Raw genomic sequence first — 12,732 nt, 5'->3', positions numbered from 1 at the left:
ACAGGCTAGCGCCACATCCCGCGCATGCGAGCGCCGATATCAATTCGTGGGCCTTGGGTTGGGCCACGGGCGGCCGCGCCCGGGGATGCAACCGGCCAATTCGTGCGCTCGAACAGGGCGAGCAGTTTCTCGGGAATGAAGCGGGTTCGCGATGCATAAACGTGCCGGTCACCCTGTGAGTGTTGACCGTGAGCGAAGAAGCGCTGCGGCACTACTAGATGGAGATGGTCCTTTGCACGCGTCATCGCGACGTAGAGCAGGCGGCGCTCCTCCTCGAGTTCGGCGGAGGTGCCGGCTCCCAGGTCGGATGGCATGCAGCCGTCGACCACGTTGAGGACGTACACCGACTTCCATTCCTGGCCTTTTGCCGAGTGGATGGTCGACAGGATGAGATAGTCCTCGTCTAAAAACGGCACGCCGGCCTGGTCGCTCGTCGCATCCGGCGGATCCAGGGTGAGTTCGGTGAGGAAGCGTTCGCGCGAAAGGTATCCGCCGGCTATCTGTTCAAGTTGAACGAGGTCGGCGCGACGGACTTCGGCGTCTTCGTGGATACGGTCGAGATGTGGTTCGTACCAGAGGCGGGCACGCTCCATGCCCGATGGCCATTCCGAATATCGAAGGTTTCCGATGGTTTCGACGAAATTGGCCCAACCGTCGCCAGCGCGAGGCGGGGAGGGAAGGGTACAGAGCGCGCCGAGCGGGTCGGTGGCCTCTGCCGTCTGATCGAGGATGCGCTGCGCGGAAGCAGGACCGATACCCGGCAACAGGTGCAACACGCGGAACCCAGCGACCCTATCGCGGGGATTCTCGACGAACCGCAGCAGTGCGAGCAGGTCCTTGACGTGCGCCGCGTCGAGAAACTTCAGACCGCCGAACTTCACGAACGGGATGTTGCGACGGGTGAGTTCGACCTCCAGCGCCCCGCTGTGCGAGGACGTACGGAAAAGCACCGCCTGTTGTTTGAGGAGAGCCCCTTCCTCGCGGGTTTCGAGAATGCGCTCGACGATGTACCGCGCCTGGTCCGCCTCGTCCCGCACCGCGATGAGGCGAGGTTTTTCCGACGAGGTCCGCTCCGTCCACAGGTTCTTGGTGAAGCGCTCCCTCGCGAGATCGATGACGCCATTTGCCGCGGAAAGGATCGGCTGCGTCGAACGATAGTTGCGGTCCAGGGTGATGATCTCCGCCATTGGACTGAACTGGTCGGGGAAGTCCAGGATGTTACGGACAGTCGCGGCGCGGAAGGAATAGATCGATTGCGCATCGTCGCCGACCACGGTGAGGCCACGGCCTCCCGGCTTCAAAGCGAGCAGAACCGATGACTGCAGACGGTTCGTGTCCTGATATTCGTCGACGAGGACATGATCGAAGCGGCCGCCGACATCGTCGGCGATGCCGGCATCGGACATCATCTGTGCCCAGTAGAGCAGGAGATCATCGTAATCGAGAACGTTGTGCTTCTGCTTGGCCTCGACGTACGCCGCGAAAAGTTCCTTGAGTTCATTGGCCCAGCCGGCGCACCACAGGTAAGACGCTCCGAGCACCTGGTCCAGCTCGGCCTCGGCGTTGACGCAGCGTGAATAGATCGAAAGGCACGTGCCTTTCGTAGGAAAGCGGCTTTCGGTCTTCGAGAGCCCGCGCTCGTGCCTGACCAGATTCATCAGATCGGCCGAGTCCTCACGATCGTGAATGGTAAATGCAGGGTTGAGGCCGATCTGGTCGGCATATTCGCGAAGCAGCCGGGCACCGATACCATGGAACGTGCCGGCCCAACTGAGCGCGTCCGTCATGATCCCGGCATCAGCGCCAAGCACCTTACGAGCGATCCGCTCGACGCGCCTTGACATCTCGGATGCAGCGCGCCGCGAGAACGTCATCAGCAAGATCCGACGCGGGTCGGCGCCGCTGACGATGAGGTGGGCAACACGGTGGGCAAGGGTATTCGTCTTGCCGGATCCGGCGCCAGCGATGACCAGCAGGGGAGCTCCGACATGACTGTCAGCGGTGACCCCGTGCTCGACGGCTCGACGCTGTTCCGGGTTGAGCGTCTCAAGATATGATGCGGCCGTCGACGCGAGCACGATCGTCCCCCTGTTAGAACTGCACGCTCGATGATTCTCGCTCAAATCGCAATGAGATCATCCACGCTGCGACCCCAGTAGAGAGCGTCCTTGTCGCTCCCTGTGTTCCGGCGCTCCATGCATACGGGCCTACGCCGCCGCCTTGTCTTCCTTGTCTTCGCCGCGCAGGACGATCTTTAGCGCCTCGTCAGGTAAAGGACGCTGCTGCGCCTTCGCCTCATCCCACGGAGCGCGCATCCAGACGTCGCGTTCCTCCTCGGTCGTCAGGATCACCGGCATTGCCTTCGGATGGATCGGCGCGACGATCGCGTTCGGTGATGTCGTTAAGAAACCATAGACGAGGTGAGGGCCGGGGATCGGCTTCGACTTCGTGCCGCGATCGCCCTTGAACTCGGTCCAGATGCCGGCGAACATGAACAGCGGTCGGCTGTCGTCGAGCGCAAACCAGACGACGTCTTTCTTCTTGGTCTCCGGGTTCATTTCGGGCGCGTACTCGGCGAAGCTGTTCGCCGGCACAAGGCAGCGGTTCTCTGGCTTTAGCCAGCCGCGCCAGTGGGGAGAGGACGTGTTGCGAATATTAGTTACCGGCGGACCGCCGGTCCTTGGTGGCGGCGGCATGCCCCACCGCATCGACACCATCTCTTCAGCATCGCCGAAATTGCGGACCACCGGTGCCGGATAGTCCGGAAAAACACCGGGCATCGCCGGCAGGTTGCCTACGTACTGGTTCATGCGTCTGAACAGGCCGGCAATCGCCGCCTGGTTGGTCGTGATTGAATATAAATTGCACATTTCAGCGGTCGCTCACGACGGACAACGACATTGCCAGGCCGCGGCGCTCTGCGTGACCGAACATCGCTTGGTCTGCATGTCCAGCCGTCACGATGACTTCCTCACCCCGTTCTGTTCAAATGATCGCATCATGATGCCGTCGAGAATCTTGCAGGCGGCAGCTCGAACCTTTCGCTCAGTATCCCCTGGCATCGGTGGCAGCTTATAGCTCGCCACGAGATCGGTAAGTTCCCTATGTACATCCATACGGAAGCCACGCGGGTCATCCGCCATTTCCGACAGGAGCTGAAACAGTGTCGCGAGCATGAACTGGATCGCCATGTCGGCTCCCATCTGCTCGGCCTGATCGTCCGTGATGAAGGAAAGCCTGTCCTGATGTTTCATCGCTGCGTCACCACACTCTGACTCTATCCTGTGTAGGTCCGAAAGCGTCCGCGTGTGTAAGCATGCGATACGGCCTTCCTCAACTCCGCTATCTCCGATTCCAAGAGATTGTTCGCAATGATTAGCGCGCGAACAGCCGCACGCGGATCGCCGTCGCAGACGGCGATTGCCTGGTCAACGGCGGCTTCAAGACCATCGTCCTGTTCGTTCGGCTGAGAGACCGAGAACATGGCTCTGTTCCAGGTTGACCGTCGATGGCGTATGTTCCTATTTTGTTCTCATGGAGTCAAGCCGCCGTTTCAAGCCGCCCTGGACGCTGATCCGGGAAAATTCGGAGTGCTACGTGGTCAAGGACGCCAACGGCGTGACCTTGGCATGGCTCTATTGCCGTGATGACGCGCAGCGCTACAGCTTCGGCGTCAGCAAGCTATCCGCCGATGAGGCCCGCCGCATCGGTAAGGCGATCGCACGCATTCCCGAATTCATGATGCCGCGCCAGGGCTTCTATCCGCGGGGCGGCGGACCGCGCTGGCGCGAAGACCGGCCATACCACGTCGCGCTCGAAGACCGTTACATCCGCGAGCACTGGGATGAAATCTACGCGCTCTGCAGGTTGAACAGCCTGCCGCTCAATGCGACCGGCGAGGTGATTGAGAATGACGGCGTTTGGAGAGTCTACGAGTTTACCTGGCAGATGGATGCCATCCTGTTCTGGGAGCGGTTCGAGGGGCGCTGGCTGCGCGGCACGGAGTTTCACTATCCCGAGCGGCCAGTGAACCTGCCTGCATTGAAGCCGCCTAAGAACTGGCCGAAATCCAATCTCCGCGATCTACGCTAATCGATGGTAGCGAACATCATGAGCAAACGCCGAGTCCTTGTATCGATGCTCCTGCTGCTGTCGAGCGCGGTGGTGGCCGACGAATTCGTGGGGCAGGCCAGCGTCATTGACGGCGACACGCTGGAAATTCATGGGACGCGCATCCGGCTCTGGGGAGTCGATGCCCCTGAGAGCAGCCAGCTATGCCGAGATTCGGACAGCAACCTGTATCGCTGCGGCGCGAACGCAGCCAATGATCTCGACACCTTCATCGCACGGCGGCCGGTCAATTGTACACGCGTATCCGAGGATCAATACGGACGGAGTGTAGCGACCTGTTCGGTTGGCGGCACCGATCTCGGGGAATGGCTTGTTCGCAATGATCTCGCGCTGGATTGGCCGCAATATTCGAAAGGGAGGTATGCCGCTGCCGAGCGCGATGCCGATCGTGCGGGCCGCGGCATGTGGGCAGGCAGCTACGTGGCCCCATGGTTGTTCCGCGTGTGCATCAGGGCGGGCGGCACCCCTTCCAACTGCTCGGATGATGCGAACGCACATCCCTGAATGCGCCTTCATGCAGCGAATCGGAGTTTCAAGAGTTAAGAGGGCCAAATCAACATCGGAGTGAGCTGGTGCGATTTGTGCGACTCGCGCTAAGCAGTTGCCATCACCTCCTCACTGCGCAAAGGGAATGAGATGGTTGCTGCTGCCCGTGAATTACCGGCGTCAGGTTATGCGCTGGAAGTTGATGGTCGACTCAAGGCCGAATTTGCGACCAGGGACGGAGCCAAGATGGGCGCGGAAGAACTGAAAAAGCGTTTTCCCATGCTCAGAATCAGAATCTATGACGCGCAGACGCAGACGCGCGAGGACGTCGAGCTGACCTGAGTCTGGCATCGGCTTGGAGGGGCAACCGCTGTGACGATACCTGTTGCTGAAATCCACATGCGGATGCTCGTGGGCACGCAGAATCGTATGGCTTGAGAAAAGCGCAATAGGTTCATCGTCAGACTTTGCTGATCGGCAGCCCAGTGGTTTGCCGTCTCCCTGCGGGACCGGGCTGTCGGCTGACGCTAAAACCCGGCTTGAGCCGGGTTTTCACCCTTCGGGCTTCCATCCCTGACGGAAGATGCGGCGGGAGCGGAATTTCGTCGGCGTCGGCGATAGACGATGCAGGAGAGAGGAAGAGTGGGGCGGCGCTTGCCGTGACGGGTTGAGGACCGGAGGAGAGTCTTCCGGCGCCCGTCATGGAGATTGCTCCCATGAATACGCAGGTTCTTGATGCCCGCCGCGACGCCGACGGCGGTTACAGAGTGGATGTGAGTCGCGGAGAGCGCGTCGGTCGGGTGTCCTCGGAGTGGTTTTCCCGTCCGGCGGATCAGCGTTATCTGTCGCTCAACGAACTGGCCCGCACGGTACGTGATCGCACGGACCGCAGCCGGACGCGCGTCGTGGAAAGCGCGCTCATCCATGTGGAGGCAAGCCGCGAGGACCCGGAGCGCTTGGCGCTGATGTTGCCCGGCTCGGACAGGCCAGTCGCGCCGACCCACTGGAGCTTCGGCCAGCTTGCAAGCCAGGTTGGCGCGCCGGCCGCTTACCTGCGGCAACTTCCCGCGGCACTCGCAGGGATCAACCTGCAATATGGCCTGACCGCCAATCGGGCCGAACAGATCAAGACGCTCGAAACTGACGATGGCCGAGTCGAGCTTCGCGCCGTCACGAGCCCAGACTACGTCATTTATCTAAACAGTCAAGCTGTCTCACCGGCTTTTCACTGATCCCATTCCACCGACGTTGAGCCCGACGCCGTCCGCAAGTGGCGGCGATCCCGTGTGCTTGCGTCGCTCCCAAGGAGCTTTCACGATGTCGTCCAGGATACAGTCCGGAGCGCGTGCCGACGTTTACACGCGCATCACCGCCGAGATCATTGCAGCAATCGAAGAAGGTGCAGGTGATTGGCGTGCGCCGTGGTTCCACAACGGAACCAGCGCCGCCCGTCCAACCAACGTCGCATCGAACAAGCGCTATCGCGGCATCAACACGCTGGCGCTTTGGGTCGCAGCCATGGCCAACGGTTACAGCGATGGCCTGTGGGGCACCTATCGGCAATGGCAGGACGCCGGAGCGCAGGTGCGCAAGGGCGAACGCTCGACCACCGTCGTGTTGTGGAAGCAGATTGCTTCGTCCGACTCGGCGGATGACGCTGATGGCGACGACAGCGGCCGCGTTCGGATGTTCGCCCGGGCCTTCTCGGTGTTTAACATCGTGCAGGTGGATGGATACGAACGTCAGCCGACGAGCATCCTGCCAGAGGAAGAGCGTCTGGCCCACGCCGAGGCCTTCATCGCCAACCTCGGGATCAAGACCGTGTTCGGTGGTTCGGAAGCCTGCTACGTTCCTTCGTCGGACACGGTGTTCATGCCGGACTTCGCTTCTTTCCGGGATGCCGCGTCGTTTTATGGGGTCTGGCTGCATGAGAACGGCCACGCCTGCGGGGCAAAGCACAGGCTTGACCGCGATCTCTCGGGCCGGTTCGGCTCGGCTGCCTACGCGGCCGAGGAGTGCTGTGTGGAGATTCTCAGCGGGCTTGTGCTGGCCGATCTCGGCATCGCCCACCATCCGCGCCCTGATCATGCCGCGTACATTGCCTCGTGGATCAAGGTATTGAAGGACGACCCCCGCGCCATCTTCACGGCTGCCGGCAAGGCACAGCAGGCAGCCGATTGGATGCACGAACAGCAACCTGCGCCCGCGTCATCCAGCGTCACCGATGAGACGGAGGCGGACAACCTTGCTTCTCCTGTTCTCGTCGGCGCGTTGTAGCAAAGCGCGAACCTGGGCGTGCTGAGCGATCACGTTCTCCCGATCACGCCGCTGCCGCTCCACGTCAACTTGCGGGGGACGGGGCTCATCACGCCGAGATAGCTTTGCCGTCTCGGCCGCCTCCCGCAGTTCCGCGAGTATGGCCGGAGTACGGTTCGCGGTTGCGCGGCTGACACCGGCTTCCCGTGCCAGATCGGCAACCGTCAGGCGGCCCTCTGACCTGAACGCATTCCCTGAGACAAGACGGGTGAGCGCTTCGCGAAGCGCTCCCTTGGTCGAGGTGCTGACAGGCTTCACGAGCGTTCCTCCAAGAGCGGCGCTATCAGTTTGCGCATTCGATCCCGATCCTGTCGGATCGCGGTCCGCTGCACGCTCGACAATCGCTTCTCTTCCAGCATCGCCTCGGCATGTGCGATCGCGGCCTGCCATGGCGGCAGATGACGACGGGCAATGCAGGAGTTCGGACAGCGGTCAGGGGCGCAGTTCGACAGGATGGGCTGGCTTTCCGAACCTGTCGACGGGCCAAGGCAAAGTGCGGTCGCTGGCTCGAAGAAGCAGTCGTTCAGATAGCCGACGTGCAGCGTCCGCGCGAGGTGGGCGAGCATCGCCTTCACGCGCTTGCCGTCGGCGATCACGCCCGGCAGGGAGCTGATCTCCTGCGGGACACGGTCGATCTCGTGCTTGACGCGGGAAGCGCCGGGGCCGGCCAGTCGCTCGCCGCGATGCGCCGCCTCGTAATGCGCAACGATGTCGTCGAGCTGTCCCAGATGATGTTCCTGCTCCACCTCTTGACGGAAGCCGGAAGCGGACGATCCGGCATAGCCGTCGAACATTGCGACAGAGGCATGCTTGTACTGGATCTTGCCGGCGACCACGCCGAACGGCCGATTGGCGATGTACCAGGCCACGGTTCGCCGGAACTGCCGTGTGTTGAAGACCCAGTGCCGTCCTTCGGCAAGCGGGATTGTCGGCTCGTCTGGGGCGCCGAAGCGCTCGTCCAGATGCTCTCGATACCGATTGATCTGCCGCACCACATGGGGCACGCCACGATCGAGCGCAACGGCGCGATGCAAAACGATCCAGATGCCGTCGTCCTTGCGCCGCGGCCTGTGCCTTGCCGCCAGCCGTTCGGCGATCTCCACGGCGCGGCCGACCGGCTCGATCGTCACCCATTCCTCCGGGTCCCCGCGCTCCTGCCGACCCTTGTAGACGACGCTGCGTATTGTCAGCCGTTCGATCATGCCGTCGGCGCTACGCTTGCGCTGAAGGCAACCGGGCTGCATGGCCTGAACTTCACTGTCGCGCATGCCGGTCAGATAGGCGCACAGGATGTAGGCGGCGGTCTGAAGCTGGCGTTCCTCGTGCGCCAGCACAAAAGCATCGAAGCGCGACCGCCATGGTTGGCCGCTGTCAGGATCGTTGGAGGTCGGCGTGTCCATGCCGCCTTGCTCGACACCGAGTTCGTTCACAGCGTCGAGAAGCAGGCCATAGGCCGTCTTGTTCTGGATGAGGTTGGTGGGATGCACGCCGCTCTGCAACGAGATCAATCGGATGTTCAAGACATGGCCGTCGAGCCGCTGGTCGAGCGCGATCGCACCACAGATACCGCCCATGCGCTCGGGCTCGTTCCAGACAGGAATGCCTCGCCCCGCTTGCCGTCGCCGCTCGATCCAGTTGGCGAGCCGGCCTTCAACGCTGCCGCGGCGGGCATAGCGTGGGCGCGCTGCATAGGCGGCCTCAAGGGAATCGAGCTCGTCGCGAGCAGCGAGGATATCGGTCGAGAACAGCTCGACATAGCGCAGCGACCAGCGCAGCAATCCGCCGATCACCGGCTCGGGAATGCGGGGTGTCATGTTCTCATATGGCCGGCCGCCGCAGCCGGCTACCTTGAAGATCGGCGTTCCGTTCCAAGGCACGAAGTCGAGACCACCATGGGTCAGGAAGCGCGCGAGCCGGTGAAGCTGGGCGGCCGGTCTGAGGCAGGCGCCGACACGTGTCGGCAACACGGAACGGTTCTTCTGGAGAGCGAGGTAGGCGTCGAGCAGATCCTGATCGATGAGCGTGGCGTCGAACCGGCCCTCTCGTTCCCGCACGAACGCCATGAACTGGCGCAGGGTGGCAAGCGCTGCCCGCGCGCTCAACGGCCGCAGCCGTCCCGTGCGATCCGGAAGGCGTTCGTTGAGCCAGGCGAAGATGTATTCCTTGGCCGTCAATCTCTCCACCGGACAGGCGATGTCGGTGAAGTCGATCGTGCGGAATGCATTGCGCGCCGTGACATGGAAGATTACCGGATCGAGATCCCACACGTCGTCGCCGAAGCGCGAGAGCGTCTTCCGATCGGTCCCGTCCTTGAGCTTCATCGAGCAGAGCACGATGTCGCTGGGGCTGCGTATCGCCGACGAGCCTGTAGCCTGCGCGCTGTTGATCGCCGTCATCGTGCCGTCGCCTCCACCGGTAGATAGAGGACCGTCGGCTCTTGCTCCGCGATCCGTGCCGCTTCAACGGCCTGCGGCGTAAAGGCGGGCAGGATCTGCTTCGTGATGCGATGCCAGGGGCGGCCGAACTTGATCGACCACTCGGCGGCGTCGAGGACGGCGCGCTGATCGGTCATGAAGGACTGGAATGCAATGAGGGCCGGAAGCTTGCGTTCTGTGATCACGGCATTCTCGCATTCGAGGCAGCCCCAGAACGGGGTCGGGCAGGGTTTGCCGGCTTCCGTGAACGGGCTCTCGTAAAAGCCGCCGCATCGCGCGAGCCAGACATCCTGTTCCTCCGTCGACGGAGGCGGTTCTTGCCGCTCCACGACAAGGTCGTCCCGCTCGCTCGTGGCAATCGTCGGCTTCAGCGCAGCGTCGAGGGCATCGTGGAACGCATCAGCAAGGGTCTGCTCGTGAACATGACGCAGAGCTGGAATGTCCGCGTAGTGACGGGCCGCGACGCCAATCGAGTGACCGACGGCGAACTGCTCGAGTTGGCCGTTCGTGCGTCGATACCATTCGGCCTTGTGGGTCTTGCGCAACCGCGACAGTCGCAGCCGCAGCGGCGCGCCGTCGTCATCAACGAGGTGGTAGCGATCGACGAAGGTGGCGATGCCCTGGCCGCCTTCTTCGTTGGCCGGGCGCAGGCCGTCGATAGTCCAGAGTACCCACAGACGATCCGACCCGGTGTGACGCCGAGCACGTTCGGTGAGCGCGATCGCCATTCTGACCAGCCCGCCGGGCGTGGCGCTCGACCCGTCCCGAACTCGCAGACGCTTCCATTCCGAGCCCCGTGCCCGGCGCTTGTAATACTCGATCTCGACATAGCCCCTGGTGGGATTGCGCAGGCAGTCGGCCTTCAGGCGGATCAGGCATTCCATCTCCATGCCTGTCTCCAGCGATAGCAGGGTCATGAACGCCGCAAGGTCGATCGGCGTGAGGTGGAACCCGCGATGCGGCACTTCGATTCTGCGATCGACCTTGCGATAGGCAGCGAGATTGACGAAGCGCTTGAAGGCAGGGTGCCGCGTCTCGATCTGCCCGGATCGCACGATCTCGGCGATGACGGCGTCATGATGAACGCGCAGCCGCGCGCATGAATCCACTCCCGGCGGAGGCGGCGGAACATCGTCACCGAGCGCAATGCGCTGGCGAGCTTCAGCGATTTGAGCCCGTGCCGCGGCTCGCAGTGCATCGGCGATGCCGCCGCTATAGGCGTCGCGGGGCCGGCTGCCGCCGCTGTCGCCATGACCGAGATAGCGCAGGCGGGATATCACTTCGGGCGTCAGCGTGTCGGCACGATCCTCGGCCGCGATGCGGAGCACGCTGATCAGCGCCGCGAGAAGATGCCGCTGGAAAAGTCGGCTTCCGGCATTCTGGTCGAGCCATGACTCATAATCGTTGATCAACTCGACGGTGATGTCGCCCAGTCCGCGCAGGAAGATCTTCCGATCATCCAGGAACGACCAGAACCGGCGGAGATTGAGCACCTTGCGCTGCACCGAGCGCCCGATCGGCGTCGGCCCCATCTGACGGATGCGTTCCCGCACCAGCGGGGCGATCTCGGCAACGAAGGACGGGTTCGACCAGGAACTGAGATCCACGACCTGCTTATCGCCCGTGTCGATGCGCACTGCGAAGCGGCGTGGATCGGCAACGATCACGCCGGTAACGGTGCTCTCGTCCGGCGCGTCGGGCCGGGGCGGGAATGTCGCCCATCGCCCCCGGCTCATGGCGCCAGTTCCCCGGAGGTTGCGTCGAGGCCGAGATTGCCCGCCGCCGCATCAACGATCTCCTGGCTGTCCGCGAGGTGATCGAGATAGATGTAGGTGCTCTCGATCCTGCTATGCCCCATCAATCTTTGCAGCTTCAGCAGAGGATCGCCGATCATCCGGCGATAGGCGGAACCAAGATGCCGCGATCGCTCGCTGACCACCCAGGAGACCTGCTCGCGCAGAAGCAGCGTCAGCATGTGGACGGCAAAGCTGTGGCGCAGCATGTGAGGGGTGACGTGCATGTCCGCGAAGCCGAAGCGACGGCATCTCTCGCTGGCACGCCCGAACACGGCTTCCCATGATGCCATCGGCATCGGCTCGCCGTCTTCCGTCAGCCAGAGCGCCAGCGGCACGCCCGTCCCCGCGTCGACAAGGCGCGTCCGCTCCAAAGGCGTCACCTGATCGACGCTTACCCTCACCGTGCGATCGCCGGCGGCCAGCCGAAGAGCACGGTGCTCATATCCGGCCACCGGAATAGCGCGATCGATCCAGCAGATGCGACCTCTTCGCCGCGCACGCGCAAAGGCGTTCTCCCGTTCGATGCGGGCGTAATCCTGCAATCGCCCGATCAGGCGGATCGGCATGCGGATATCCCGGCCGCGGGAACCCTTCGCAGTAGCAGCAGCCAGTCGGAAGGACAGAGATCGGGAAGTGGAAACAGGGTGGGTGTCCAGTTCCGGTAGTTCGCTCAGCAATAGGCTCGACGCTTCCTGCAGCCGCAGGCCGGTCGTGATCAGCAGTTCCGCAAACAGCGCATTGCGCTCTCCGTTGCGGCCTCGCCATGTCGGGTCTTCCCGGCCGTCTGGAAGCCTGCCGCGCAGCCCGACCTCGCGGAACACCAGATAGCTCGGCATGTCGAGGAAGCGCATGTCGCCCTTGCGGGCACCGCTTTCCTTGGCGCAGTTTACCGCCATGGCGACGACCGCACCTGACGCCGCCGCCGCGCGTGACCAGAGCTGCCGATAGGTGAACGGAGCGGCGGCAATGATCTTCTCGTCGACTGCCCAGCGATAAAGCTTGTCGAGCGCCGCGATCATCCGGTTCCAGGATGAGGCCGATATCCGGAACGGCGGTTCAGACATGCGCCGGGCTTCGTGGAATGCGGCGATGTCATCGCGATCGGCTGACCAGAGAGACTTGCCGTTCCGCCGCTCTTCGAGGAAGCGCATCCAGACGACGATGTCCCGCGCATAGGCGCGAAGGCTGTTCATCGAGCGCACGCCCATGGTCGGGCAGGATCGGAGGAAACGGTTGAGGTTGTGATCGTAGCCACCGTCGCTTCCCAGAATGAACGGCATGCCCTCGATGAGGCCAACGTTGTCCGCGGCCGCTATCTCGTCTGAGGACAACTCGTATGTCGTGCCGTGGACCGTCACGGAGCGGTGCATGGCGGAAAGATCGGTGAAGAATAACTGCGGCAAAGGACCTCCCAACGGCGCCGAAGTTTTTGCCGGGGACGGGCTCGAGCCCGCCCCCGGCAAAAACTTCGCACCGGCATCACTCGACGATTCTGTGTGTCTGACCATCGGCGATACTAATCGCCAACCCTGACGTCTGTGAGACAGGTACACAGAGTCTGGATAACG

At 62.8% G+C, this 12,732-nt stretch carries 11 protein-coding genes and 1 pseudogene; 5 read left to right on the top strand and 7 right to left on the bottom strand.

Annotated features, from left to right (window positions below):
- Nucleotides 1–5: 5 nt before the first annotated feature.
- The 4 genes from ACVIJ6_RS00060 to ACVIJ6_RS00045 all read right to left on the bottom strand — a co-directional run bounded on the left by ACVIJ6_RS00060 (nucleotide 6) and on the right by ACVIJ6_RS00045 (nucleotide 3,484).
- Nucleotides 6–2,078 (bottom strand): ATP-dependent helicase, encoded by a 2,073-nt coding sequence (locus tag ACVIJ6_RS00060; protein WP_444837243.1) that lies wholly within the window; start codon nucleotides 2,076–2,078, stop codon nucleotides 6–8.
- Between the two features lie 129 nt (nucleotides 2,079–2,207).
- Nucleotides 2,208–2,870: an SOS response-associated peptidase gene (locus ACVIJ6_RS00055; RefSeq protein ID WP_444837242.1), complete on the bottom strand. Its 663-nt coding sequence runs from the start codon at nucleotides 2,868–2,870 to the stop codon at nucleotides 2,208–2,210.
- Between the two features lie 87 nt (nucleotides 2,871–2,957).
- Nucleotides 2,958–3,254 carry a hypothetical protein gene (locus ACVIJ6_RS00050; RefSeq protein WP_444837241.1) on the bottom strand — a complete coding sequence of 99 codons (297 nt, stop codon included), beginning with the start codon at nucleotides 3,252–3,254 and terminating at the stop codon, nucleotides 2,958–2,960.
- 23 nt (nucleotides 3,255–3,277) lie between these two features.
- Nucleotides 3,278–3,484 (bottom strand): hypothetical protein, encoded by a 207-nt coding sequence (locus ACVIJ6_RS00045; RefSeq protein WP_444837240.1) that lies wholly within the window; start codon nucleotides 3,482–3,484, stop codon nucleotides 3,278–3,280.
- Nucleotides 3,485–3,597: 113 nt separating this feature from the next.
- Here ACVIJ6_RS00045 and ACVIJ6_RS00040 point away from each other — a divergent pair, with 113 nt between their 5' ends.
- From ACVIJ6_RS00040 to ACVIJ6_RS00020, 5 genes and pseudogenes are all read left to right on the top strand, one after another.
- Complete coding sequence (locus ACVIJ6_RS00040) at nucleotides 3,598–4,092, top strand: hypothetical protein (protein WP_444837239.1); 495 nt, start codon at nucleotides 3,598–3,600, stop codon at nucleotides 4,090–4,092.
- Nucleotides 4,093–4,137: 45 nt separating this feature from the next.
- Nucleotides 4,138–4,635: a thermonuclease family protein gene (locus ACVIJ6_RS00035; RefSeq protein WP_444837238.1), complete on the top strand. Its 498-nt coding sequence runs from the start codon at nucleotides 4,138–4,140 to the stop codon at nucleotides 4,633–4,635.
- A 132-nt stretch (nucleotides 4,636–4,767) separates the two neighbouring features.
- A complete protein-coding gene (locus tag ACVIJ6_RS00030; protein WP_444837237.1) occupies nucleotides 4,768–4,959 on the top strand; it encodes a hypothetical protein in 192 nt (63 codons plus the stop codon).
- 374 nt (nucleotides 4,960–5,333) lie between these two features.
- Nucleotides 5,334–5,804: pseudogene (locus tag ACVIJ6_RS00025) on the top strand (DUF932 domain-containing protein); the annotation flags it as partial.
- A 130-nt stretch (nucleotides 5,805–5,934) separates the two neighbouring features.
- Nucleotides 5,935–6,894: an ArdC family protein gene (locus ACVIJ6_RS00020; RefSeq protein WP_456770948.1), complete on the top strand. Its 960-nt coding sequence runs from the start codon at nucleotides 5,935–5,937 to the stop codon at nucleotides 6,892–6,894.
- 293 nt (nucleotides 6,895–7,187) lie between these two features.
- Here the strand turns inward: ACVIJ6_RS00020 and ACVIJ6_RS00015 are convergent, their stop codons facing one another.
- The 3 genes from ACVIJ6_RS00015 to ACVIJ6_RS00005 are packed head-to-tail and all read right to left on the bottom strand — an operon-like array spanning nucleotide 7,188 to nucleotide 12,567.
- Nucleotides 7,188–9,329, bottom strand: a complete 2,142-nt coding sequence (locus ACVIJ6_RS00015) for a hypothetical protein (protein ID WP_456770947.1) — start codon at nucleotides 9,327–9,329, stop codon at nucleotides 7,188–7,190.
- Nucleotides 9,326–11,104, bottom strand: a complete 1,779-nt coding sequence (locus ACVIJ6_RS00010) for a hypothetical protein (protein ID WP_456770946.1) — start codon at nucleotides 11,102–11,104, stop codon at nucleotides 9,326–9,328. Before ACVIJ6_RS00010 ends, ACVIJ6_RS00015 begins: the two co-directional genes overlap by 4 nt.
- Nucleotides 11,101–12,567: a tyrosine-type recombinase/integrase gene (locus ACVIJ6_RS00005; RefSeq protein ID WP_456770945.1), complete on the bottom strand. Its 1,467-nt coding sequence runs from the start codon at nucleotides 12,565–12,567 to the stop codon at nucleotides 11,101–11,103. The genes ACVIJ6_RS00010 and ACVIJ6_RS00005 overlap by 4 nt, the downstream gene beginning before the upstream one ends.
- Nucleotides 12,568–12,732 lie beyond the last annotated feature (165 nt).

The organism is Bradyrhizobium sp. USDA 4369 (assembly GCF_054056435.1).
The sequence above is the reverse complement of the archived record's forward strand: the minus strand, read 5'-3'. Positions and strand labels throughout refer to the sequence as shown.